Annotated in this window: 14 protein-coding genes; 11 read left to right on the top strand and 3 right to left on the bottom strand. The window is 48.2% G+C overall.

What is annotated here, in order from left to right:
• Positions 1-224 precede the first annotated feature (224 nt).
• Positions 225-1,076 (top strand): MaoC/PaaZ C-terminal domain-containing protein, encoded by an 852-nt coding sequence (locus B3K78_RS14650; protein ID WP_286696024.1) that lies wholly within the window; start codon positions 225-227, stop codon positions 1,074-1,076.
• Positions 1,077-1,100: 24 nt separating this feature from the next.
• Here B3K78_RS14650 and B3K78_RS14645 read toward each other — a convergent pair whose 3' ends face one another.
• Complete coding sequence (locus tag B3K78_RS14645; protein WP_286696023.1) at positions 1,101-2,150, bottom strand: AraC family transcriptional regulator; 1,050 nt, start codon at positions 2,148-2,150, stop codon at positions 1,101-1,103.
• A 205-nt stretch (positions 2,151-2,355) separates the two neighbouring features.
• Between B3K78_RS14645 and B3K78_RS14640 the strand changes: the two genes are divergently transcribed.
• From B3K78_RS14640 to pta, 3 genes are all read left to right on the top strand, one after another.
• Positions 2,356-3,468: an alkane 1-monooxygenase gene (locus tag B3K78_RS14640; protein WP_286696022.1), complete on the top strand. Its 1,113-nt coding sequence runs from the start codon at positions 2,356-2,358 to the stop codon at positions 3,466-3,468.
• A gap of 70 nt (positions 3,469-3,538) precedes the next feature.
• Positions 3,539-3,961 carry a hotdog fold thioesterase gene (locus B3K78_RS14635; protein ID WP_286696021.1) on the top strand — a complete coding sequence of 141 codons (423 nt, stop codon included), beginning with the start codon at positions 3,539-3,541 and terminating at the stop codon, positions 3,959-3,961.
• Between the two features lie 133 nt (positions 3,962-4,094).
• On the top strand, positions 4,095-5,057 hold the full coding sequence (gene pta / locus B3K78_RS14630; RefSeq protein WP_286696020.1) for a phosphate acetyltransferase: 963 nt from the start codon (positions 4,095-4,097) through the stop codon (positions 5,055-5,057).
• An 868-nt stretch (positions 5,058-5,925) separates the two neighbouring features.
• Here pta and B3K78_RS14625 read toward each other — a convergent pair.
• Positions 5,926-6,717, bottom strand: a complete 792-nt coding sequence (locus tag B3K78_RS14625) for a hypothetical protein (protein ID WP_286696019.1) — start codon at positions 6,715-6,717, stop codon at positions 5,926-5,928.
• A gap of 205 nt (positions 6,718-6,922) precedes the next feature.
• The gene (locus B3K78_RS14620) at positions 6,923-12,016 is read right to left on the bottom strand and encodes a hypothetical protein (RefSeq protein WP_286696018.1); all 5,094 of its coding nucleotides are present in this window, start codon (positions 12,014-12,016) and stop codon (positions 6,923-6,925) included.
• Between the two features lie 460 nt (positions 12,017-12,476).
• Between B3K78_RS14620 and B3K78_RS14615 the strand changes: the two genes are divergently transcribed.
• The 7 genes from B3K78_RS14615 to B3K78_RS14585 all read left to right on the top strand — a co-directional run bounded on the left by B3K78_RS14615 (position 12,477) and on the right by B3K78_RS14585 (position 25,290).
• Positions 12,477-13,352 (top strand): lysophospholipid acyltransferase family protein, encoded by an 876-nt coding sequence (locus B3K78_RS14615; RefSeq protein ID WP_286696017.1) that lies wholly within the window; start codon positions 12,477-12,479, stop codon positions 13,350-13,352.
• A gap of 321 nt (positions 13,353-13,673) precedes the next feature.
• Complete coding sequence (locus B3K78_RS14610) at positions 13,674-15,563, top strand: CocE/NonD family hydrolase (RefSeq protein ID WP_286696016.1); 1,890 nt, start codon at positions 13,674-13,676, stop codon at positions 15,561-15,563.
• A 112-nt stretch (positions 15,564-15,675) separates the two neighbouring features.
• The gene (locus tag B3K78_RS14605) at positions 15,676-18,048 is read left to right on the top strand and encodes a TonB-dependent receptor (RefSeq protein WP_286696015.1); all 2,373 of its coding nucleotides are present in this window, start codon (positions 15,676-15,678) and stop codon (positions 18,046-18,048) included.
• 181 nt (positions 18,049-18,229) lie between these two features.
• A complete protein-coding gene (locus B3K78_RS14600) occupies positions 18,230-20,593 on the top strand; it encodes a TonB-dependent receptor (RefSeq protein WP_286696014.1) in 2,364 nt (787 codons plus the stop codon).
• A 422-nt stretch (positions 20,594-21,015) separates the two neighbouring features.
• Positions 21,016-21,789 carry a hypothetical protein gene (locus B3K78_RS14595; protein ID WP_286696013.1) on the top strand — a complete coding sequence of 258 codons (774 nt, stop codon included), beginning with the start codon at positions 21,016-21,018 and terminating at the stop codon, positions 21,787-21,789.
• Positions 21,789-22,292: a type II toxin-antitoxin system VapC family toxin gene (locus tag B3K78_RS14590; RefSeq protein WP_286696012.1), complete on the top strand. Its 504-nt coding sequence runs from the start codon at positions 21,789-21,791 to the stop codon at positions 22,290-22,292. Before B3K78_RS14595 ends, B3K78_RS14590 begins: the two co-directional genes overlap by 1 nt.
• A gap of 142 nt (positions 22,293-22,434) precedes the next feature.
• Complete coding sequence (locus tag B3K78_RS14585; RefSeq protein ID WP_286696011.1) at positions 22,435-25,290, top strand: TIR domain-containing protein; 2,856 nt, start codon at positions 22,435-22,437, stop codon at positions 25,288-25,290.
• Positions 25,291-25,321: the final 31 nt, after the last annotated feature.

Genomic DNA, 25,321 nt, shown 5'->3' with positions numbered 1-25,321 from the left:
AGCTTACATTGTGCTTGGTTGGTTTGTCTAGATTTACGATGAAAAATGCCGATTTGTCGCTGTATGTTATGCGAATAGCGCTATATTTTGCGGTTGCCTTCGGAAACTAGGTGATTTTATCCGAAAGTTCTTGGTATAGTTCGTTTGCTTAATATGGTTATGCTATTTGTTTTGCGGGCGGATTCAGGTACGGCTTCTTGGGAAGCCTAGGTATAGGAAGGGTAATGAATTTAGACGCACTACAAGCTTGTAAGCTGGATTCGGTTGAAATCGAATATAGCGACAAAGACTCAATGCTCTACGCCCTGAGTATTGGCGCCTGCGCAAATCCTGATGATTTGGGCGAACTGGGCTTTGCCTACGAGAAGGACCTTGTTTGTCTGCCAAGTTTTGCGGTTGTTTTGGCGCATCCGGGAATGTGGATGACGCGTCCTGGCCTCGATGTCGATGTTTTGAAACTCTTGCACGGCGAGCAGCGAATGACCATTCACAGGCCTTTGCCGCCTGCGGGGAAGGTCAGAGCGGAGTATGCCGTATCGGCCGTAGTCGACAAAGGTGAAGGCAAGGGAGCGTTGATGTATTTCGACAAAACGCTCTACGACGCAGTGAATGATGAGCTTCTCTGCACGGTAACGTCGATGTACTTTTTACGCGGTGACGGTGGTTGCGGAAGTTTCGGTTCTCAGCCCCCAGTGCTCGGCGCAGTGCCTGAGCGCGAGCCCGACTTTGTCGATCTCATTCATCTCGATCACAGGGCGCCGATGTTTTACCGACTTAACGGTGACCGCAATCCTATTCATATTGATCCCGAACTTGCGCGCAAGGCAGGCTTTCCAAAGCCAATCGCCCATGGCCTATTGACTTACGGCGTTTGCGGTCTGTCTGTTCTGCGTAAAGCCCTAAATTACGATGTGAAACGTATGGCATCACACTCGCTTCGATTCAGTTCGGTGGTGTTTCCCGGTGAGCCCCTGGAGTTTTCCGGGTGGCAGACAGATGGCGGGATTGCCTTTAGGGTCAGAGCGTCAGAGAGGGATAAGATCGTAGTTGATAATGGCTTCGTTGGGACTTGTTGAACGTACCAAGTGAATAGCGTCGTATCAGCTTACGTCGCTCTGATCATTTAGCTGCGCCCGGAAGGTCTCTGGGGTGATTGCTTTCCAGCGCTTGAATGCTCTCCTGAAGTTGGATGCATCGTGATAGTTCAAAAGCTGCGCGACGGCTTCTACCGACATTGTAGTGTTAGACAGATAGCTTTCCGAGAGCGCGATCAATACGGTATCTCGGACTTGTCTAAAAGAGGTGTTTTCCTCCTCTAGCCTCCGTGCCAGGGTTCGACGACTTATGAATAGCGCCTTTGCCACCTCATTTTCTGACAATTGGTGATTTGTGTTTGACAGCAGGATACGTCTCACCTGGGTATGGGTTGTGTTGGGTGAGGAGCTCAGTTTGTCAATGAGTTCGCGGCATTGCAGCAAGGCGTGTTCATAGTTCTCGTGATTCGCGGTCGCATTCGACGTATAGATAAGCGATTTGGGTATACGAAGTATGTTTTCAGGCTCAGAGAACTTAATACTGCAGGGATAAAACACTTTGTATCGGTTCTGGTAACTCGGCGCCGAAAATGATGCGCTGAGTGAGCCTTCATGCAGCGGCCTGCCCAAAATCGATTCAATGATTGAGAGCGCCGCGAGACTCAAGGCCTCAAAGTAGATTCTGTAAACCTTTTCCGTTACCGCTGGACTGATTAGTAATCTGCATTCAATCCACTTGTCTGTAGTTTGGATGTCCAATTGAGTGAGATGCATGCGCAGTGGTAAATAGTCTTGAAAGGCTTCAAGGGCCGCGAATAAGTTCGGGCTACTATAGACAAGAAAGCCGAGCGGGCCATGTGTGGCTGGCGTGAGCTGTTGGCCATAGTGCAGGCCAAAAGCTTCATCCCCTGAAATGTCTAGGGCATTACTGTAAATCGCTAGTTGTTGTTTTGAGTTTAGCAGAAACTCGTCCTGTAAAAATTGCTCAGTTGTCAAACCGGTTCTAAATAGAAGCTGCTCCAGATTTTTCTCTGAGAGCTTAAGTACCCTCGCGGCAATACGTGAATAAGTTATAGGGATGGAAGGCGTTTTCAGGTCGGTATCAAAGGAATCCATGTTTGGGTCGGGTCTCGGCTGCGTCCGTCTTTGTAGAAATATTGAGCACTAATGGCTCAATATGACTCCCTAGTGGCCATTAATGACCTGTATTTTATCTGTGACAAACTCATACTTGCAACATGGCCTGAAAAGCATGTGGCCATCCCAATGTTATTCAATTTGCCGTTTCATCGGCTGAACTATAGTAATAAGAGGTTGCGAAATGTTTGACTACTTGCGTTATTACCTGTCACCGCTTCTGCAGTTAGTCGCTGCGGCGGGAATTATTGTTGGTGGTCCTTACGTCTGGGTGGGCATAGCGTCGTTGCCAGCTATGGCGATACTAGATTCATTACTCCCGGTCGACTTGAAGGAACGTAAAATTAACAATCGCAGCCTTGCCAATATTCCGATTTGGATCAGCTCGGTTGCCGGTCCCTGCCTGTTCTTTATTCTGGCTTGGAAAATAGGCACAGGCTCACTGAGTGGCTTTGAGATGTTTGGTGCGACCATTTCTGTTGCCTGGCTATCAGTCATCGTAGTCGTACCGGCTGCCCATGAACTTTACCATCAGCGTGGCGCGATGCGGCAATTAATCGGTACTTATTGCCAGGTGGTTTACCTGGATTGTACGCGCAATATTGCACACATGTCTGGCCACCACCTTGATGTAGGTACCGCTCTTGATAGTGATACAGCGGCTCGGGGTGCAACGCTATATAACTTCGCATTGCCAGCGGTATATCACAGCACTATTTGCGCGTTCCGTCTGGAGAGCGATGCGCTTGAGAAGCGGGGCATGAGTCGTCTTTCGATTAAGCACCGCATGTGGCCAGCCATCTTCGCTCAGCTAATCTTTCAAGCAATTATTTTCTTGATCGGTGGCCTTCCCGCTCTTCTGTGTACTGTTGGTGCTGTATTACTTTCACGTTTGTGGGTGGAAACCTTCAACTACTTTCAGCATTACGGCCAAGTGAGAGTCCCCGGCAAGCCAATTGGTCGTCGCCATGTGTGGAACCACCTCGGTCCAATCACCCGTGTAGTGGCCTTTGAGATCACAAACCATGCAGATCACCACCTTAATGCCTATACACCGTACTACAAATTGAAACCCGACACGACAGCTATCGTTATGCCAAATGTATTTATCTGCTTCTTGAGTGCGCTGGTGCCCCCGATTTGGAATAACGTTATTATCAAGCCTGCTCTGAAGCGTTGGGACCTGGAGTTTGCTAGTAGTGAAGAACGTGAACTGGCGAAGGTTCAAAATGAAAAGGCAGGTTGGCCGAATTGGTTTGAAGGTGCTGAAGTTGCCGGTGGTAAGGTTGCCGCTTAACTTCTGAAGTAAAAAATGCCCTCAACATTTGCGGTCCTCGTGGCCGCTTTTTTCGTTATAAGGAATAAAAATGAAAAGCTTGTGGAAACGACATATTAACCTGGACGAAATTAATGCCGCCGGCGAGGGGCGAGCGAACGGCGTGTTAGGTGTCAGAATTACAGCCGTAGAGAACAATAGTGTGCGTGGAGAGATGGCCATCGAGTCGAGGGTGCATCAGGGATACGGAATCTTGCATGGTGGTGTTTCGTGTGTATTGGCTGAGACACTGGGTTCTGTCGGCTCATTGTTGGCATGCGACGAGGATCATTACCCAGTGGGTGTTGATATCAATGCAACGCATATGAATGGCATAAAAAGTGGAGCGGTGATTGGCATTGCGACGCCGTTAAAAATTGGCTCGCGTTTGCATGTGTGGAGTATCAATATTGAATCTGAAGACGGCTTGCCAATATGTGCTGCAAGGCTGACGACAGCGATTCTAAAAAAATAATTTTGAATCGATTGTTTTGGGTGTTTCGATGTATTTGCATGTCCTCTTATATAGAAATCACTTCGGGTCATCTGATTAATCGAAGTGAAACGAGTATTGATAATAGTCTAATTATTGTGGTGAAGCAGGCTGTATGACAGGTATTCTTGAAAGTCTCAGGCAATACGCGCTTAAAAATCAAAAGAAAATTATTTTCCCTGAGCAGGATGATGCACGAGTTATTTCAGCCGTTAACTCTCTGGCTGAAAACGGATATGTGAAACCGGTTCTTCTTAAGCGCCCCGATGCTGTTGAGCTCCATGAAGGTGTTGAGATATTCGAAGAATGCTCAGATCAAGCAAGCTGGCGCCAACGGGCCGTTGAAATATTTATTCAGTTACGAGCCAAGAAAGGAATCACAGAACGCGACGCTGTACTGGCAATGAAATCCCCGCTCCTGTTCTCTGCAGTATTGCTCAGACTAGGGTATGTGGATGGCGCAGTCTCTGGCTCAATTGCGACAACTGCCGATGTGCTGAGGGCAGGTATTCAGGGCGTTGGCATGGCGGCGGGTTCCAAGCTGGTATCCAGTATATTTCTTATGGAACTCCCCGATGGGCGAGTCTGTTCATTTGGAGATTGCGCGGTAAACCCTGAGCCAGACGCCAGTGTCTTAGCCGAAATTGCCGTTACGAGCGCGAAAAATCACCAGCGCTTGACGGGTGATACTCCCCGAGTGGCGTTGCTATCCTTTTCCAGCAGGGGGTCGGCAGAACACGCTCGGGTGGAGAAAGTCCGTGCGGCACTTCAGGCAGCAAAAAATATAGACCCCTCACTGTTAGTCGACGGTGAACTGCAGTTTGATTCCGCCTTTGTTCCCGAGATAGGCAGGCGTAAGGCGCCAGATTCACCTGTGAGTGGGCAGGCCAATGTCTTTATCTTTCCTGATCTGGATGCAGGGAATATCGGATACAAGATAGCCGAGCGTATTGGTGGTGCGAAGGCTTTGGGCCCGATTCTCCAAGGTTTGGAGAATCCATGGATGGATTTGTCTCGGGGCTGCTCGATTGATGACATTAGAGATATGGCGATTATTGCGTCGGTGATGTCGGGGTAGTCAGGGATTGCTAGAGCGTTAGAGAGTAAGTATGACCAGTTGTTTTGGACTTCTGTGATGGATCGGAAAATAAGGCCTGGCTGTAAAGGAGAGAAAAGATAAGGGTGGCGGCATAGGTTAATCTGGGTCACACCTCGTGTATGCGTCATGCTTTGCCCTTTGAAGTAGTCCCTTAACTCCTGAGAGACTGCTTAAAAATGGTAGATGTATGTATACAATTTATACATGTAGCGGGCAATATCAAATAATGTATCTAACGACAGCCGGGAGCGATTGCTGGGGAGTGGTTGATATGTGGGGAGATGAGTGGAATGTGCTATTCAACACTTCAGCTGCATATTTGGCGCTGTTTAGGGGGAAAATGCCTTGAATTACTGGGTTAAAATATCCTGCGCCGATACACGCAAAGAGAGCACCCAACGGTGTGCCACTAAAAAGAGCTGACCCAATTAGGTAAAAACAAAATGACAAATAGATGAAATGTGCCGCGATATGGACATATAAAATGAACTTATCCATTCGGTATGCCCAAAGCTGCTCTAGCATTCTTCAGAAACAAAGCCCGCTTACCTCATTCAATAAAATTGGTAATTAACCGTTCTTCCCATAGCGCCACGATTTCGATCAATCGATAGCGCAGTAGTAAATCCCACCGTATGGGCCAATCGGGTTTATTCATTGCACGCTACCCAGTCTGCCTGAAAATGCTACATGTGTATGTATACAATCGATACATGTCGCATAAATGTCAAATAATGCACACATCGAAGAACGGAGCTGGACGGAGAAATGGATGGGACTATTAGACTCTGTGTTTTCATTTTCCCCCTATTTTTACTCTCTGAATCGCCCCTGGTTCTCCGTGATTTTAGAGTTTGTTAATTGGCTTTTTTAACCCTGATTTCCAAGACTCAATCAGCTTTTCTAAGATGAGTATCAGGAAATCAGCTGAGCCGATTGCAGTCATTTTTCCATCGGTTGCGTGCGTTAGGAGTACGTCGATGTCAACTTCTATTGGGCGCGAAAAATTTTTCATATTTTGGTCAAAAATAATCGTTTTTTTGCCAATACCGCTGACATTAACAATGATTTTTCCTTTGCTGAGAAGAATTTCCAGAACATTCCCCTTCCATTGAGCTCTATCTGGCGTGTCCACTATTGCAAAATCTATTTGCGGGTCGTTTCCGTTGTCTAGGGTTGAGCTATCGGTAGGGTCAAATGTATTACTAGGGGCGTTTCTACCCATAGCTTTGTCATCAGATTGGTGGTCTATGGGCTTTTCTCGTTCAGCCTCTTTTTTTCTGTTCTGTGGGCTGGCGATTGGGATGAGATCGTTCGGCCGTTTTCCAATGTGTGTGACAGCGCGCGATAAATTGCTAATGGCTTGACGTTGTTGGGAGTTGGGAGGGGTTTTAGTAGCCAGAAATGTTAAGAGTCCATCCACGGATTCTGCCAGGTTATTGTCAAACTGCAGAGAAAATTGCTGGTTGGCGTATGGCGGCGCTTCCTGAATCCCAATGATAATGTGGCCCGGCTCCACATCTATCAGACTGGTATAGATATTTATGCCACCCAGGCAGCTGCTTAGTGTTTCTGTCAGCCAATTTGGGCTTACCTCAGATCTGCACAATAAGGTAAGGCTGACGGTGGGAGGTTGCATATTTGTATCCTGATCCGTATTAGATACGAATCAGGATAGCAATATATTTCGCCATGTAAACAATAAAATTCTATAATATTACTATAGCATGGTCTTTGCGGAGCTTTCAAGAAAACTTGTGATATTTTTTTGCATTTGGCAAATTTTCTCTTGGCCTGATTTGAAATTATAGTTAACTACTTGAAAATCATAGAGAAAAATTTTTCTATTGTAGAGTGTCTCTAGTCACATGATTTAGCAAAATACTGGCAAGGATTAGTATCCGAAATATCTTGTTCGTGATTTGGCGGCTTTCCCAATTTTTTGTATGTATCTGATAGCTTTCAGGTTGAGTTTGGTTAACCGCTAAGTCTGCCTTAACCTCTGACAAGAAGGCCTCCAGCTCCTCTGCATCTTCAAGGCTCAATCGAATAGTGATTATGTTGTTTCCTACCCAGGGTATGTGTGACAGCTGGGGTAGCAGCGAGGGGGAAATAGGCTTGCTATTTTTCAGATTTAATACTCTGGCCAGAATGTCTCTATTTGGTATGCGAGCTCGCCTTCTCCGAAGTTTTGAGTGTGTTTGGGGGTCCTCTATGGTAGAGATGTCGGATTCCAAATTCAGCAGATTAATTAGTCTGGAGTGTGATTGCAGTTCGAAATTCTTTGCAGCCACTAACAGTTCGTGATTGATATGGTCGGGGAAATGAACAAGTGATTTTGGTGAGTTGATTGGGGTTCCAATCATTCGGTCATAAATCCACCGAGCACAGGTTGCTGGCGTTAAATCGCTGACTTCTGTCGGAAGATAGTTGGGTTTTTCCAGGAAGATTTTAGTCGGCGCATTCACTTCTATATTTTCTTTAACGTATGAATTACTTTCATTTATACAAACAGCTATAAAATGGCCTGGAGCGTCTTTATATCTACGGCGTCTCTGGTTGACGCTTTGCTTTCTTCCTCCAAGCAAATTTGAGATTGCCCTGTCGCTCAGTAAAAAAACATTATCTGCGACTCTCATTGCCAGAGCGTGGCGGGTTAGGTGGCTGTAGTAATGCAGGGTTATTTCGAAACCGGCATGCCCGAGTTGGGCGGCCAATTTGGCGCCAGAGATAAGACGTTCTGAGCCTGTTTGTATTCGGCAAACTGCCAGCGCACCCATACTGCCTACAGTGTGCCTGGAGTGGTGAAGCTGACTGTTCGGGTTGGCTGTGGCGAGTTGAAGGGCGTTTTTGACGGCCTTCATTGCGAATGGGCTGGTTGCAGATTTGGCCAGCCCTGGAAATTGAAAATGTGGATCGCCACTCGGCAGTGGGAGGTTTTCAGACACTGTCCAGTTTCGATATGCGTTGTCTGTTTTCAACTTCGTTACAGAATTGAGACGAACTTTTATGTTGCCCGAATTGATTGGTGGCATTCCGAGAAGTTCGCTGCGGCGTAAACCTGTATTTCGGCAGTTTAGGGTTAGTGCCTCAGAAGCTTGGAAAAGAGCCTCTTGGTATGCGGGTGGAATTTCATCGAGTTCAGACCATTTCTGTAAATGGTTTTGAGCAACACTTATCTCGGCGTTTGTAATCACGCTCGCATCAATGTTCTTTTGAGAGTCTCTCACTGTCTGGATCGAGACCTGGGGTAGCAGGTATTTTTTGCCCATGTCGACAAAAAAACGATATGTGCTGGCTGCGCAGAGATCAGGGCTTGTGTGTATTTTTTCGATTCTGGCGTTTAGTAAATCACTAAGCTCTTCATTGAATTCGGGGTCTAAATAGTCGTTTTTGAGATCAACAAGCACTGTAAGTGCATGACGCAAGTGATCAAGTACAGTTTTTTCTACCAAGTCGTAGGTGGTTTTGCGATTAGCGCCAGGGCTTAAGAGGGAAATGGCCCACTGGGCATAGAGTAGAGGAAGCCCATCAAGTTTCTCTCTATAGATCCAATCATTGATCATTGAAATTCGAGATTTGCAATTCACCTCAGTGGTGTGGGTTTTTGTTCCTGATTGGATTAGGCGTCGGAGGTGAATAAAGTGGGATCTGCTTAGTGGGTTGTCTGGTGCGGGGTCGATCTCACGTCGTCGACGTCCTTCTTGTGTTGAATGGGTTACAACATCGGCATTTGGTGAGCAACTTCCATGCAAGAATGCTTTTAGTCTGGATGCGTGTAGCTCCCGAGTGACCAATGTCCCGTTGATAACTTTTGTAAATGCCGTTGGTAGCTCGATTTCTCGAGCAAGGTGTGTCAGGGATTCAATACGTTTTTCAGATGGGAGCCCAATTTTTTTTAGGTTAATTCTATTTTTCCCTCTTCTGGATCTCAGCCACGAGGTGATAATAATAAGAGGGATGCCTGTGATGGTTCGGCTTCCCTCGGCCTCGCTCAGATTAAATAAAAGAAATCCATTTCCGTTTTTTTCTGTTTCTTGCGGGTTCCCCTTGCTGAGTATTGATAGCCATTGTTTGGCTTCGGCAAAGGAGTTGCAGTGATGAAAAAGCACCAATGCTGCCGCCGAGAGAGTGAAAAGAGAGGATTTTTCGATGGGTTGGTCGACAATTTTGATGAATTGATCTCGCAAGATTTTGAAGTGTTCAAAGGCCGCGAAATGCCCTTGGGTGATTTTTGTGGGTGGGGAAAAGATAAAATCCAAGCTAACTGATTTGGGTAGGGGCCAGTTATTCTGTCGATGTATGAGTCGGACTTTTTTGGCAAGTAATCGGCAAGCGGATGCCCAGGCAAAAACATCGTGAGGTAGTTGATTTATAAGCTCGGCCCGCAATTTGGTTATTTTTTCGGTAGACAGTGTTTTATCCGCTGCATTTTTCATCTGATGTTCATAGCCAAGAGCTAGGAGATCGATCTGTCTTCTTAGCGACAATTTCTGTGTACTGTCCTTAAACTCTGTTTTCAATAAATTGCGCGCTTGGGTCGTGTCTTTGTCATAAACCTGTTTGGCTAATAAATCTGGCTTTTTGGGTAAGAAATCAGTCAAATTTGGAATTTTGCACGGCTTGCTGGGTGGGTAGTTGTGGTTGCTGAGCCATTGATCGATATACGGTCCCATTTCGACACTCAAATCCTGCGGCGCGAGTAATCCGTTCCTGTTTGTTAGGGTTAGTTGGAGGTTATGCCCTAAGTGCGTTTCCAGCATCAGGGCGGAAGGAGGGGGATTGAGAGCTCGCATTTCGGTGCTTTGTAAGTGCCGGCAAAAATCTCGACTTACACTGGGCGCCAAGGTCCTAATAGTTTCAAGCGGATCTATCACGTCAGTTGCGAACTCATTGTCGGCATCTACATGAAAAAACAGCGGCCCCTCTGAGGATAGTGCGCGCATGGCAGTGAGTTGTATGTGACGGGGAATAGGAATATTCCGAATCTTGGTTAGGGAGATTAGATGCTCAAGATAGTGGCAAAGGTAATTCACCACCATCGGGGATAATGTGGTGAGCCTACGTAATATGGACACGTCAGATGGTTTGTCAGAATAGAGGATAAGCCCTGCAGAGAGGGATAAGTCTGTGAGCCTGAGCTGCTCGAAATCTTTGTTTCCTCGATGGGCGGTGCTGACAAAGAGAATGTGCTGGGTAGTGAGTGCGATATTGTTGTGCCGGGTATGCCAAGCCTGTTTACCGCGCGAATTCACCTCTTGGCGCTTCTTGCAAAACCATTCGCTGCAAGCAATAAGGGCGTTCCCATTTTCAATGGCCTTATTGGAGCCTACTATGTGTCGTGGTGGCTCATAGCTGGAGCTTGAGGAGAGGCGGCCCCCAAATACCAAAAGTCTCGCTCGGGCTAATTTTTCCTGAAGCTCTGTATTGGTTTTGGCAATATAGTGAAGAGCGGCATAGTTCAATCCAAGTCGTTCATTACTCAGTAGTTGAGCGATTTGAACGTCATGATTTTCTTGGAAAATTTTGTGGATGAGTGCGCCTTTAAGGCGGTTTTCTGTAAATTCGCGGTAAGCGTTTTCTCTGATGAGCTTGCGTAAGGCCTTTTTGGCGTTTTTCAGGCTCTCAACATCGGTTTTTTTGACAATTTCGAGTGCCTTTTTGCTATTGATGTGGCTGGGGATGTGGGTAAATAGCTCAAAATTGGTATTAAGATTCTCATCTACGGTGCTGGATTCTGACTTGGCTAATTTGCTTGCGACAGGGTGTTTAATCAGGAGAGTTACGTCATTATTCAGTATTTTTAGCTCTTGAATTTGTCCGTTTCCTACCTGTTTCTCCGGGGATTTGATGATGTTCGCGAGTTGCTCATATCCGCACATATTGCAGATTCCGACCATCGTTAGCCACCTGGCGGCTTCCATATGCTCTGAGTCCAGCGTCATGTTTTTCAGGTATCGGTAAGTGGCCTGAGCCTCAAGATCCGTGGCCCGCTGTCTTCCTGAGCCACTGAGAATGTCGGTGAAATGCACCCACTGGCCATATTCGGCTAGAGAGGCTGAGGATTTAGATTGCGGCTCTTCATCGATCACTGCGGTAAAACTCGCGCCTTCCTCATTTTCACTATCAAAGTGAAACAAGGCTGTGCCAGTCTCTTCATCATCGAGCTCAGAATCTGGGTGAGCCTTGCCTGCCTTTGATTGTGAGGCCAGCCGATCTTTTATTTCTGCGAGGGTTTCATCGGCGGGTTCGTGGCTTTTGATGAGCTCACGGCGTAACTCAATCATGGGTTCTAAAAAGTGCAGGATATCTATCAGCTTTTGGGAAAGTCTTACGATATCTGCTCGCTGAGCTGTTTCGGTGTGAGTGTTTGCAAAAGTGGTATTCAGGTGGTGAATAGCGTTTTTGACGTCAAAAAATTCTGAGAAAATGTCGCCACAAGCGTTAAATAAAAGAACTTTTACCTCTGGTGCAGTTCGGCTGATCTTGCGGGAGAAATTTGCAAATTCGTGCGGATCAAGTCGAGTAGGCGTTTTCAGGTCTAAGTAGGTAATGAGTGCCGCTATACGTGCAATATCCCCGACAGTTTTGCCAGGGGGTAATGACTCTTCAACTTCAATGTGATCTGGGGTTACTGCGTACTCTGCCAGGCAGGAATAGATGGGTGACTGCTTGGCAATCTCGGCTCTTATGGGGTGAATGTCGCTCCGATTGGTGTCTGGTATGTCCTTGCCAAATGTTCTGGCATGCAATGCCTCTTGCCGCAGACGGTTGATATCGGTTTCTTGAAGAAGTCCTGGGGGGCTAAAAAACAACAGGCAGCGCTCTATTGAATCGGCTACATGACTGCCGTAGGGCAGATAAGGTCTTGCGCCCGGCGTGTATCGCCGCTTGTCGAGAGTAGGGGCGTAATCTAGGCACGAGTCAGGCTGGATCATTGGTATCTCTGAACTAACCGGTCAAGTTTATAATAATTCAGAAACTACAAAAATATCTAGAGATGGGCAGTGAGATTGAGGTATATTCTTAAAATTAGTAGTAATTTAAATATTATAAAATCTCATAAAATGTGGGTTTGTAGGGATAAGTGGATTTATATTGGTTGGTTTATGGATAAATATAGTGTTTTCAGTATGTCTTATTTGGCTTTTAACCAATTGGGGCCCACCATCAAATTCCGAAGAAAGCACTGCATTTGCAGTGCTTTTTTTTTGCCGCCCACTTTTCCGACACGAATTTCGCCAAGTGCGTATTTGTTGACGAATAAAACGTCGATGTTGCTGCGGTGTCTCGGTATTCTTGGTGCGTTGCGCAACGATACATGGAGTTATTGCGTAAGCGTACGACCCGTCACGAGGGCGGGGCGAACTACAACCGAAAAAGGCATGACATAGCGTTATGAGTATCAACGACAAGGATTATGTGCCCTACGAGGGCGAAGATATGCAGCGCTACATCGAGCGCGTAATGGCGGTTGAACCGCCCACCCACCCCGCGCGGGACTGGGTATATAAACTGCTCAAATACCTGTTTTCCCCGACGTTTCTCGATGCCGACAAACTGCCAGACAAGCCCTGCCTGTTTGTCGCTAACCATTCCATTTACGCGGTCGATGGTCCGATTCTCGGCCTGCCGATGCTGGCAGAGCATGGCCGCTTTTTGCGCGCCTTAAGCGACAAATGGATGTGGAACAGCGTCAATGAGCAGTTCTTGCTCAATCAGGGCGCGGTCATCGGCCACCCAGAGGTGTGCAGTGCGCTGATGGAAGGCGGCCAGGATATTTTGGTATTTCCCGGCGGTGCCCACGAGGCCACCAAACCCGCCGACCAAAAATACACCCTGCAGTGGAAAGAGCGCACCGGCTTTGTGCGCATGGCCGCTAAGCATGGCTACACCATTATTCCCACGGCGGCAGTGGGCCCGGAGGAGTTTTATCGCCACTTAATGGAAGGCCGCGACCTGCCAAACTCGCTGTTGGGTAAATTGCTCACCCGATTTGGCTTGTTAAACGAAAACTCCCGCACCGATCTGATGGGGCCGATTCCGGTTGGCTTGTTCGGTACGCTGTTGCCCAAACCCCAGCGCTGTTTTATTCAGTTTGGTGACCCCGTTGACCTCAGCGAATACAAAGGCAAAGTGCCCAGCAAAGCGCAGCAAATGGCGATTCGCAGCGATGTTGCTGAAACGATTGAAGGCATGATCTCCTCGCTGTTTCTCAAGCGCGCGCAGGAACGCTTCAAAGATAAATTCTGGCGACGAGTGCTCAGCGCTTAATACAAAATATGCCGGCTAAGCCCGGCATTTTTTTTGTTTGCCGATTTCTAGGTAACAAATATGCCGTATAGTGTATTTGGCGGTGTGGGACACTGCGTGTCATTGGCAGACAATCCACAGCCAGGGTTTTGGGTCAGTATTGATCAACATAATCATAATAATGCTGGCGAGGCGCCTGGCTTGTCTCGCTGTGTAGCGGCTCGCTTTAGCATTGATACTCAGGCACAGCTCCCGCTCGCAGCGAATCAATAACAATAATAAACAAGATAAGAGTCCGCCCGGCAATTATCGGCCGGCGCGCTCTCAACGCGGAGAATCATCATGATGGGCTTGCGTGACCAAGTAGTGGCCGGGCTATTGATCTGTCTCGGTGCAATGTTAACGGCTTGCGGCGGCTCTTCAAGCAGCGGCCAAACCACCACGGCCAATGACACCGGTTCGGCAGAAACACGAGCGTGGCAGCCCTACGAGCGTCCGCAGGAATTCAGCGCGATGGTGACCCTACCCCGCGAATTTATCGAAATGCGCGACGGCGTTCGTCTGTCGGCCCATATCACCTTACCGGCCGATGAGGCGGGGAATCCTGTCGAGATACCGCTGCCGGTGATTCTCACACAGACCGGATACAACAGCAGTACCGGTGGTGTAACGGCTGCCAACCCGTATTTTGTTCAACGCGGCTACGCGCAGGTGTATGTTGACGTGCGCGGCACCGGAAATTCTGAAGGCGTGTGGGAAGCCTGGGGGCCGGTTGAGCAGGCCGACTACCTGGAAGTAATGGACTGGGTAGCCAAGCAACCCTGGTCAGACGGCAACGTGGGTACCTGGGGGCCATCGTTTATGGCCATCACGCAGCTGCTTACTGCGCAGCACAACCACCCGGCACACAAAGCCTTGTTTGCAATCGTGCCGCCGGGGGATGTTTATCGCGATATCACCTTTGCCGGTGGTCAGATCAACGGTGCCTTTGTGCCCGCATGGCTGGGTCTGGTAACCGGTTTGTCATTAATTCCCGCGCAGGAAAGTTTCCAGGACCCCGAGCAACTGCTCAGCGTGTTTGCCGAACACACCGCCAACGCGGTGACGGAATTTCAGGCAACAACCTTGATCGGTGGCCTTACCGGCAGTGATGAAACCGCTTACGACAGCGAATTTTGGCGCGTGCGCTCGCCCCTGACTCATATCGACAAGGTGAAAGTGCCCACCTTCGTGGTCGGCGGCTTGCGTGATATTTTTCAGCGCAGCGAACCAATGGCCTATGAAGGGCTAAAGGACAACACCAATGCCAAACTGCTTATCGGCCCCTGGGATCATTTGCAGGGCTCACAGTTAGAGGGGCTGCCGGTCGATGGCATTCCCCACGGTGACGATATTGCGCTGGCCTGGTTCGACCACTACCTGAAGGGCATGAACAACGGGGCAGAAGACATGCCCGCCGTCACCCAATATCTCTATGGCGAAGAGCGCTATGTAACGTTGCCAGACTGGCCACACCCACAGTTGCAAAGTGAGCGCTGGTATTTGCGTGGCGATGGCAGCCTAAGCCAGCAGGGCGCTGCCGCTGATGAGGGGAGCAAGGTTGTCTTACAGCAACCCTTTGCCGGTATCTGCTCAGATAGCACGGCCCAGTGGTCGGCGGGTATTCTCGGTTTGCTTCCCTCTTCCTGCTACGACGACAACCGAATCAATGAGGTCCTGGAAGTCACCTACACCAGTGCGCCGATGGAGGAGGACTATTTTATTAACGGCCCCATTCAGGCCGATTTGTGGATCTCGACCACCGCACTGGATGCCGGCGTAGTGGTGAGGGTGAGCGATGTCTCCCCCGACGGCGTATCGCGGCAACTGACCAGTGGTTTGCTTACGGCGTCGGCGCGGGCGGTGGACCCTAACCAGTCGCGCTATGTTGCCGGCAATATGATTCAGCCCTGGCACCTATATACCGCCGAGAGCCGTCAGCCCCTAGCAATGAACGAGGTGGTGGCCATCAATGTGGAGATATTTTCAACCAGCGCGGTGATTAAACGCGGGCACGCGCTGCGCATCTCCGTCGGTGCCAGTGACTTCCCGCGCGGCATCCCGCCAGTGCTAGACCTTGTCGACCAGCTAGCGGGAGTGATGACTGTATACAGCGACGCCGACCGGCCCTCCAGTGTGGTGCTGCCGGTGATACCTATCGAGGCCTTACCTCCCGTCGCCAGTGGTGAATAGGCGGTGGCTGGCAAATAAATAACTGATAACGAAAAGTTGTAACGCAATTTACGGCCTTACTCATTAAGGCCACTGATCCTCCATACCAAAATAATACAAATAAGGAGTGACTATGGGAGTTCGCAAATGCTGTATCGGTGCGCTGGCGCTGGCCGTATTACCCGCTGCGGCGCTGGCTGAGGACAGCAAATCGCGGCCGCAGTTGGAAGAGGTGATGGTCACCGCTCAGAAGCAGCAGCAAAGTTTGCAGGATGTGCCAATAGCCGTGGCCGCCGTCGATGGCGCTAAAATTCGCGATGCCGGTATTCAGCGCATTGAAGAGCTCACCGCCTATGTGCCCAATTTTAAAATGGCGGTCACCGGGCAGGGCAATGCGGTGTACATTCGCGGTGTGGGCTCGGGCGACAATCGCGGCTTTGAGCAATCGGTGGGCATGTTTATCGACGGCATCTACGCCGGGCGCGGTCAGCAGTTCCAGTCGCCGTTCCTCGATATTGCCTTAGTGGAAGTACTAAAAGGACCGCAGGGCACCTTGTTTGGCAAAAACACCATCGCCGGGGCGGTCAACATCAGTACCGCCAAACCCAGTGATGCCTTCTCCGGCGAATTCAGCGCCCAGCACAATCCGGAAATTGGCGCAGAAGAAGTCACTGCCACCGTTAATGTGCCGCTGGGCGATGCCTTTGCCGTGCGGGCAGCGTATAAGCGTTTAACCGAAGACGGCTATGTGAATAATTTTATTCTCGACCAGGATGAAACCGAGCGCGCCGAAGATGTGCTGCGCCTGGGCCTGCGCTGGCGCGCCAGCGAAGATCTCGACATCAACCTCAAACTGGAGCAGTCGGATTTTGGCCAAGTGGGCACCACCCACCAGTTGGTGGATAACACCGGCACCTTTTCGCTGTACCAGTCGAATTTCGGCTTGCCCGTCACGCCGCCTGTGTCACTGCCCGTGCCGCTGTACTCGGTAAACCTTGAAGACGAAATTGACCCGCGCGAAGACGGCCGCCTGGACCGCCGCAAGTCAGACCGTCAGTTCGACTGGCAACCGGCAGTTACCCAAAATAACAGTGAATCCGCCGTATTCACGGTGGAATACGCCCTGAGTGAAACCCTCACGCTTACCAGCGTCAGCGGCTATTCCCAGTTTGATTTTCGATTTAACCTCGACGCCGACTTCACCGACCTGCAGTTCATCGGCACCGAAAACACCGAAGACTTCAGCCAGCTCAGCCAGGAGTTTCGTCTGGCGGGCAGTATCGGCGACAACATCGACTTTATCGGCGGCGTGTACGCCCACAAGCAGCAGCTTACCAGCACGCTTTGGCTAAACCTGGACTTCCAGGCACTGGGGGTACCCAGTTCCATTTCGCTGCCGGGCACCACCATTTCCCTACCCAGCCAACTCGCCACGTTTACCGAATACCAGCAAGACACCGACAGCGTGGCGGTATTTGGTCAGGCCACCTGGGCGATTACCGAGTCGCTGAGTGCGACCTTGGGCTTGCGCTGGGGGCAGGATGAGAAGCAGGCCCACAAGTATTTGGATATTGCCGAGTTCCGCAGCAAGGAGCGTACCCCCAATCCCGTTTATGCGGTGTTGGCTGGTGCGCTCAATAACTCGGAGAACCACGACATAAAAAACGCCCGCAAAGTCGACAATGTTTCACCGGCCTTCAATCTGCAGTGGTATGCCAATGAAGATGTGATGAGCTATTTCCGCTACGCCAAAGGCTTTAAAGATGGCGGCTTTAACGCCAACGACACTACCGCCAGTCAGGACGCCTTTGCCTACGAGGACGAAGAGGCCGACACCTACGAGCTGGGCATCAAAACCACCTTGCTCGACGGCGCCATGACCGTGAACGCGGCGCTGTTTTATACCGAGTTTATGGAACGCCAGGTCAGTAACTTTACGCTGACAGGCTACGTGGTGGGCAATGCCGCCGAGTCCATTACCCAGGGCTTTGAAGCGGATATGCGCTGGGCGCTTACCGAGCGGCTGCTTGTTGGCGCCTCTGTGGCATGGCTGGACTCGTATTTCACCGCCTTCCCCGACGGCCCCTGTACCGCCGAGCAAACTCGCACGGCGTCGGAGCAGGGCAATAAGGATTGCCGCCAGGACCTCAGTGGCCAGGGCACCGATTACGCGCCGGAATACACCGGCAGCCTCACCAGTCAGTATCTGCAACCAATTGGTGACAGCATGGAGCTGCGCCTGCAGGTGGATGTGAATTTCAGCGATGAATTCTTCTACACCCAAGACCGCGACGCCGCCGATATGCAGGAGGCCTACTACAAAATAAACAGCCGCTTGTCGTTGGCACACTTCAATCAGGGCTGGGAGCTGGCGTTGGTCGGCAAAAACCTCACCAACGAAATGACGCGCCCGGCGGGCAACGATGTTCCCCTGTTTGTTGGCGCCCACTTTGCCGCCACCGATCCCCCGCGCAGCCTGGCCCTGGAAGGCGTTGTGCGCTTCTAGCAGGGTAGGCATCGCCTCAGCGCACCTGCAATGGGGCGCTGCGCAATTCCGATGGGGTTTTCTTGATACCGCCAGCGGATAACGGATGTGTCGCGCCGCGACACATCCGGCACCGTTGAACAATCTTCCTTGTGCCTGTTTGCGTCACTATGCTGGCGAATAACACTAATAAGGAATTGCTATGGTACACCCCAGACGATGGTGCACTACCGCGTTGGCCTTGGCCGTGCTGCCAGCCGCCGGGTTCGCGGCTGAAGGTAAACCTCGCGCCCAGCTCGAAGAAGTGATTGTCACCGCCCAGAAACAACAGCAGAGCCTGCAAGATGTTCCCATTGCCGTTGCCGCAGTAGATGGCGCCAAAATTCGTGATGCCGGCTTGCAGCGTATCGAAGAGCTCACGGCCTATGTACCCAATTTTAAAATGGCAGTTACCGGTCAGGGTAACGCCATCTATATTCGCGGGGTTGGCTCGGGTGACAACCGCGGCTTTGAACAGTCGGTAGGGATGTTTATCGACGGCATCTACGCCGGTCGCGGCCAGCAGTTCCAAGCGCCTTTCCTCGATATTGCACTGGTTGAAGTGCTCAAGGGCCCGCAGGGCACCCTGTTTGGTAAGAACACCATCGCCGGTGCGGTGAACATCAGCACCAGCCGCCCCAACGACGAGTTGGGCGGCGAAATTGCCTACCAATACAACCCCGAGATCGGCGCGCGGGAAGTGACCGCCATTCTGAATACGCCGCTAGGGGGTAACTTCTCAGCGCGTGCGGCCTACAAACGCCTGGAAGAAGACGGCTATGTCGACAACTTTATTCTCGACCGCGACGAAGCCCAGCGCGCCGAAGACTCGCTGCGCCTGGCCCTGCGCTGGGATGCCACCGACAAGCTGGATGTAAACCTCAAGCTGGAAAAATCCGACTTCGGTATTCAGGGCACCACCTTCCAGCTCACCGACAACACCGGTACCTTTAACCTGTACCAGTCGAATATTTCACTGCCCATCAACTTGCCGATAAACCTGCCACTGCCCCTGTTGTCCTTCAACCTGGAAGATGAAATCGACCCGCGCGAAGATGGCAAGTTTGACCGCCGCAAGTCCGACAAGCAGTTCGACTGGCAACCGGCCTTCACCCAGAATAACAGCGAAGCCGCTGTGTTTACGCTGGAGTATGCACTCACTGACACCGTGACCCTAACCAGCATCACCGGTTACTCCCACTTCGATTTCTTCTTTAATTTGGACGCCGACTTTACCGACCTGGAATTTATCGGCACCGAAAACACCGAAGACTTCACCCAAATCAGTCAGGAGTTTCGCATCGCGGGTACTGTGGGTGAGCGCATCGACTACATCGGCGGTATTTACGCCCACACCCAAGACCTGACCAGCACGCTGTGGCTGAACCTGGACTTCGACGCCGTGGGGATTCCCAGCTCGCTACTGGGCCTATCGCTGCCCACCCAGTTAGCGACCTTTACCGAGTTTGAACAAACCACCGACAGCCTGGCGGTATTTGGTCAGGCCACCTGGAACATCACCGACACGCTAAGTGCCACACTGGGCCTGCGCTGGGGTGAAGACCAAAAAGAAGCCACTAAGTACCTGGATGTTGCGCGCTTCCGGTCCAAAGAGCGGGCCATCAATCCACTTTACGCGGTGATCGCTGGCGCACTGAACAACTCCGAAAACCACGATATCGAAAACGAGCGCAGCGTGGAAAACGTCTCACCGGCCTTTAACCTGCAGTGGTACGCCACTGAAGATGTTATGAGCTACTTCCGCTACGCCAAAGGCTTTAAAGACGGCGGCTTTAACGCCAGCGACACCACCTCCAGTCAGGACGCCTTCACCTATGAAGACGAAGAAGCCGACACCTTCGAGCTAGGGGTAAAAACCACCTTGTTTGACGGTGCCGCTACCTTCAACGCCGCGGCGTTCTACACCGAGTTTGCAAATCGCCAGGTAAGTAACTTTACCCTGACCGGCTATGTGGTGGGCAACGCCGCTGAGTCGATCACCCAAGGGGTAGAGGCGGACTTCCGCATGGCCCTGAGCGAGCGGCTGACCATTGGCGCGTCGGCAGCGTGGCTGGACTCCTATTTCACCTCCTTCGAAGACGGCCCCTGTACCGCCGTGCAAACCGATGCCGCCTTTCGCGCTGGGAACCCCGACTGCCGCCAGGACCTCTCTGGCGAGGGCACTGACTACGCGCCGGAAGTCACCGCAAGCCTTACCGGGCAATATGTTCGGCCTATTGGCGACAGCATGGAAATGCGCTTCCAGCTGGACCTGAACTACACCGAGGAGTACTACACCACCCAGGACCGCGACGAAGCCGACAAGCAAGACGCCTTCTATAAAATCAACAGTCGCCTGTCGCTGATGAGCTTCGCCCAGGGTTGGGAGCTGGCCCTGCTGGGTAAAAACCTCACCAACGAAATTACCACCTCACACGGTAACGACGTTCCGCTGTTTGTAGGCGCTCACTTTGCCTCTACCGACGCGCCACGCAGCGTCGCCGTGGAAGGCGTACTGCGCTTCTAAACCTCCCGCGTGTAAACCATCTAACAGGCCCTCTTTCGAGGGCCTTTCTGTTTCCAGCATTGGCAATAAAGCGCAGCGCTTGCGCCGTTGTCTGCTGGCAAACCACCTATTCACACCGCCTATAGTTTTTTGTGCGCCAAGCCTTTATGCTCGTATTTCCAGCAAGGAATGCGCGTTAATCCTGAGCGATTTTCAAAAACGCGCGGCAAAACAGCCATATAAGGAAATACGGGCAAGAGCTATGACACCCCGCCTTCAAGATAAACGCGCATGCGCGTTATTCCAGCCCCCGAATTTGCGCGAATGCGTTGGTTTATTAATAGATTCAATGCCTTGTGCCATTGGACGGCCGAGTGGTGCTCGGGCAAACCGAGCGTGCGCGATATACAACTGTTAGCTGAATACTATCATCGAGATTCATTATGGATGAAGAATTAAAAATAAGATTAAGGGGTGAAGGCATAAAGCCTGGCCTCATACGGTCAAGAGAAATTGCTGAGATCCTCGAGTCTGTCGAGGAGATGGCGATGGCTGAAGCGTTAAAACATAACCCTGATCTTTCAAAGGAAGATATCATCGTCGGTTTCTATGCCATTGAAGATGAAAGTATTGGTCTAAAATTCAAAACTACATTTGCGGCTGCGGTTGTATCAGCTTTCGTGACAGCAGCGGAGGCAGTCGAGCGTGGTGATTTCGAATCACTCACCCACCAAAGCATGAACTCCCTGAAGGTTGTTTCATCATTCTCTAAGCGCCATTCGTGCGATGCAATTATTGGCTCGGGTAGTAACAAAGAAATCACGATAATTTCACCAAACACGGTAATACCTAGCCCTACGTATATTTATGGGCAAACCGAAATTTTGGGTAAGGTAATTCGAGTTGGTGGTAAAACACCAAAAGCGATGATAGAGCTAATGGATGGCAGTACGCTGTATTGTGAAGTGCCAGAAGATATTGCTAAAGAATTGGGGCACAAGCTCTATTCATTGGCAAAATTTGAAGGCACTGCAAAATGGGAGTCAAAAACGTTAGAGCTTGATGAATTCAAAATTCATACCGTAAAAGAGTTTCCAAACATTGACCCAACACAAGTTCTAGGTGAGCTTTCGGGCATGATTGGAGATGCATTTTCTGGCATAAAGGATGTTTCTGCCTTCGTAGCCGATCTCCGTAATGGCGGGGGTGATGAGTAATGAAGTTGGTTTGTGTTGATACTCATATACTCATATGGGGCATTAGGGAGCGTGCCGAAGATGGTCAAGAAGTTATGATTCATCGAACCAAAGCATTTATTGAATGGTGTAAGTCTAATAAAACCACAATAATGGTGCCATCAATTGTAGTTGGGGAACTGCTCACAGCAATTGAACCTATGCATCACGCTATGGTGGTTAACTTGTTAGAGAGTGGCTTCGATTTGCCATCATATGATGCGAAGGCTGCAGCATTGTTTGCTCGCCTGTGGCGAGAAAAACACGAATCCGGTCTTGTTGCGAAGTTGCAAAAAGAAATGCAAGCAACAAGACAGGAATTAAAAGCAGATTGCATGATTGTTGCAACAGCTATTACACGTAATGCTGAAGTATTATATAGCCACGACGCTAAGTTAAAGAAGTTTGCAAATGGCAATATCGCAGTAAAGGAAATACCAGAACTTCAATATCAAGAAGCGCTTAAACTTGAACCCGTCAGCTAACAAGCACAAGCAAGGGACCAAGCTACGCTCCGCCAATTTGCGGTTTGCTGCGCAAACTTTACCGCAAATTGGCTACACTACGTTTGGTCCCTCTTGTGGTCGTTATCTCAATTAAACGGAGTACTCTATATAGAGTGTAAGAATGGAAATAAAAAAAATATTTATCAGCTATAGCTGGGACTCTGAAAGTCATAAAGAATGGGTATTAAAATTAGCAAATGAATTAGAAGAGTACTTTGAATTACATATTACTCTCGATCAGTATGATTTAGACTCATTTGAAGACAAAAACCACTTCATGGAAAAAGGTGTTTTTGATAATGATATTATAATCATGCTGGTCACTCCACAGTACGTAAAAAAAGCGAATGAGCGACTTGGAGGGGTTGGGATAGAAACAAAAATGTCATCAGCTCGCCACTGGGAAGAATCACTATCTCAAGGCAAAAGTAATATAATCCCGGTCTTACGTAAGGGGAGTGAATTACCTAATTATTTGAAAGAAAAATTTCATATAGATTTCAGGAATGAATCCAATTATGAAGCTTCATTCATGGATTTGATAAATCATATAAGTGGCAATTCTAAAGCGGCTAGACCCACAAAAAAACGTTCTATAACCCAAAAACCAATACACAAAGATCTTACAAAAATAGATGATTTCTTGAAAATTAATCATAAGAAAAGAAGCTTGGTTTTTGATCGCAACGAAACGACTGATTTTTCAGCTGGTAATCGAATTAAGTTCGAATTGTGGGAAACCAAGTCTCCAGCGGTAAATCACTATTTATTTCTATTTGATAATATTGTTTTAAAGCCGACTATTGAAAGGCTATGTAACCTTATTAAGGATAAAAAAATATATATAAGCCGTTTGACAATATTACGTTCTAAAAAGGGCGATAAAGGCTATATAGGTAAACTTCTAGCTGAAAATGATTGTAGATTTGCAATAGATGAAATTACATTTTCAGATTATATTTGGGACTATTGCATAGAGGATGATGCTAAAGTTCCATCGAGAATATATAAACAAAAATTCTTCATTGACCAGCCCTTGCTTACGTTAGATGAAGAATCTATTTCCAAGGGGCCAGCTTTTGATTTCTTAAAAGAGGAGCTTAACAAAGATATTCAAACTTCTGCCAAAGTTATTATTGCTCCAGGGGGGACGGGAAAGACAACGCTGTGTCAATATATAGCAAGCGAGTATCAGAACCCGGAAAATGCTATTTCAGTATTTATCCAGTCTGAGGAATTACGTGAAAGTTCTCAAGTAGATGGGGTCGATAAAAGTAAAATTGAATCAGTATATGATTTGTATGAGTTATATTCCCAAGTTATTTCAGCCCAAGGTAGTGCTCAATTAATATATGATAAGGCTACTTTTGAAGTTGCTTTGATAACGGGGCGATTAGTGCTTGTTATTGATGGAATGGATGAAATTATATCTTTATTTCCTGAGACTCTTGATCTTGATGCCTTCTTGAAGTCAATTGAAGACCTAAATCGCCAATTAGCTTCTTGTAAAATTGTAATTACGTCACGAAATGATGTATTCGATTTTGAGTTAATGGAGAAATACGAACATCTTGATAAATACCAATTATTAGGATTTGATGAATCTGCATGTGAAAGTTATTTAGCGCGTAGGTTTAGAAATTTACCTCAGCCAGAGGCTTTGAAACAAAAAGTCCTTTCGAATATTAAACCTCTACTAAAATCAGATGAAAAACAGAGAATTTTGCCATTTGTAGTAGATTTGCTATCTTCGTTAGCTGAAGACTCTTCAGATGATGAAGTGAATATAGAGTTATCTTTTGATGGTAAGAATTATGAAAGTAATGAAGATATTACTGACTATTTAGTATATTCAGTTTTAAGAAGAGAATGGCAAAGGCAGAAAATTGAAATTCCAGTTGAAGATGTACTAGAAATCTTTCTAGAAATATCATCAACACACAAAGATCATTTTTTAAAATCTGACTTTGAGGATATAGTAAGTATTTTTGGCGGTGATAATAACGATGAGCTTTTCACTAAAATGCTACGCAATCCATTACTAGCTATCGATGGGGATTTATGCCGTTTCAAGTACGATTTTATAGCTGACTACTTTAAATCTCTGTACATAATAAATTCAATAAATGCTAAGTCATCAAATGATGACTTTATTAAACTTATAGCAAAAAATGCTTATGGTGAGAATGAGGTTATGTCTAGTACAGCTCAGTACTATTCAGAGAGACAAGAAAGTTTGCTAGAGGGTGCTAGGTGTATAATTTCAGATTTAAAGTCTGAAATATCTGCATCAGATGTAATGTCAAACAATGACAGTAAATATAGAGCTATAGCTTTTCTAGTCAAACTGTGTTCGATAAGCAGCAAATGTAATAACTCAAAAGAACAGTTTACAAGTTTGTTAACACACATTTTTGAAAGTAGTTCTGTTTTCAAAAATTTGGCCATCTACGGAGACAGCACACCACTTGATTTAGTTGGAATCAACATTGTTGATTCTAGATTTGTTGGGTATAAAAGTTTTTCTAAATCAAAATTTGAGTCAACGAAAATTAGTAATTGCTTTTTTGAATCATGTTATAACGAGAATCCCTCAAAAAGCTTTACTAATGGGGAGTTTAACTCCTGTCGCCTTGGCGATTTAGAGCTTGTAATTGCGGGAGCAGAAGAAAGATCTGAAAAAGATCGCGCTCTAATTGAAAATGAATTGAGGAACTTCCTAAATAGCTTTTTTCATCGAGGTGCCTTTACTGATAAAAAACTTGATTACATAAAGATGTCTACTCGGATTAAATCTATCAATCGTGCTTTTTTTCAGCGACTTGTTAAGGAAGATATTATTCAAGTTAAAGTTGAAAAATCAAGTGAGACTTACTATGTAATCGCTCCTCATTATGAAGATAGCGTATACGGTTTTTTATCGAATAATAAAATTGATAGACGAATAGAAAAAGTGATTGAGTTTATAGAGCAGTGAGATAATAAGTTACTCAAACGGACGCGGAACC

This window comes from Spongiibacter sp. UBA1325 (genome assembly GCF_002306875.1).
GTDB lineage: Bacteria > Pseudomonadota > Gammaproteobacteria > Pseudomonadales > Spongiibacteraceae > Spongiibacter > Spongiibacter marinus.
Note: the sequence above shows the minus strand (reverse complement) of the source record. Positions and strands in the feature narration are given on the sequence as shown.

What these genes read in the sequence shown, in the direction of transcription:
- B3K78_RS14590 (WP_286696012.1), top strand. Translation starts at nt 21,789, where the DNA reads ATGAAGTTGGTTTGTGTTGATACTCATATACTCATATGGGGCATTAGG.
- B3K78_RS14650 (WP_286696024.1), top strand. Translation starts at nt 225, where the DNA reads ATGAATTTAGACGCACTACAAGCTTGTAAGCTGGATTCGGTTGAAATC.
- pta (WP_286696020.1), top strand. Translation starts at nt 4,095, where the DNA reads ATGACAGGTATTCTTGAAAGTCTCAGGCAATACGCGCTTAAAAATCAA.
- B3K78_RS14645 (WP_286696023.1), bottom strand. Translation starts at nt 2,150, where the DNA reads ATGGATTCCTTTGATACCGACCTGAAAACGCCTTCCATCCCTATAACT.
- B3K78_RS14640 (WP_286696022.1), top strand. Translation starts at nt 2,356, where the DNA reads ATGTTTGACTACTTGCGTTATTACCTGTCACCGCTTCTGCAGTTAGTC.
- B3K78_RS14615 (WP_286696017.1), top strand. Translation starts at nt 12,477, where the DNA reads ATGAGTATCAACGACAAGGATTATGTGCCCTACGAGGGCGAAGATATG.
- B3K78_RS14585 (WP_286696011.1), top strand. Translation starts at nt 22,435, where the DNA reads ATGGAAATAAAAAAAATATTTATCAGCTATAGCTGGGACTCTGAAAGT.
- B3K78_RS14600 (WP_286696014.1), top strand. Translation starts at nt 18,230, where the DNA reads ATGGTACACCCCAGACGATGGTGCACTACCGCGTTGGCCTTGGCCGTG.
- B3K78_RS14625 (WP_286696019.1), bottom strand. Translation starts at nt 6,717, where the DNA reads ATGCAACCTCCCACCGTCAGCCTTACCTTATTGTGCAGATCTGAGGTA.
- B3K78_RS14595 (WP_286696013.1), top strand. Translation starts at nt 21,016, where the DNA reads ATGGATGAAGAATTAAAAATAAGATTAAGGGGTGAAGGCATAAAGCCT.
- B3K78_RS14605 (WP_286696015.1), top strand. Translation starts at nt 15,676, where the DNA reads ATGGGAGTTCGCAAATGCTGTATCGGTGCGCTGGCGCTGGCCGTATTA.
- B3K78_RS14610 (WP_286696016.1), top strand. Translation starts at nt 13,674, where the DNA reads ATGATGGGCTTGCGTGACCAAGTAGTGGCCGGGCTATTGATCTGTCTC.
- B3K78_RS14635 (WP_286696021.1), top strand. Translation starts at nt 3,539, where the DNA reads ATGAAAAGCTTGTGGAAACGACATATTAACCTGGACGAAATTAATGCC.
- B3K78_RS14620 (WP_286696018.1), bottom strand. Translation starts at nt 12,016, where the DNA reads ATGATCCAGCCTGACTCGTGCCTAGATTACGCCCCTACTCTCGACAAG.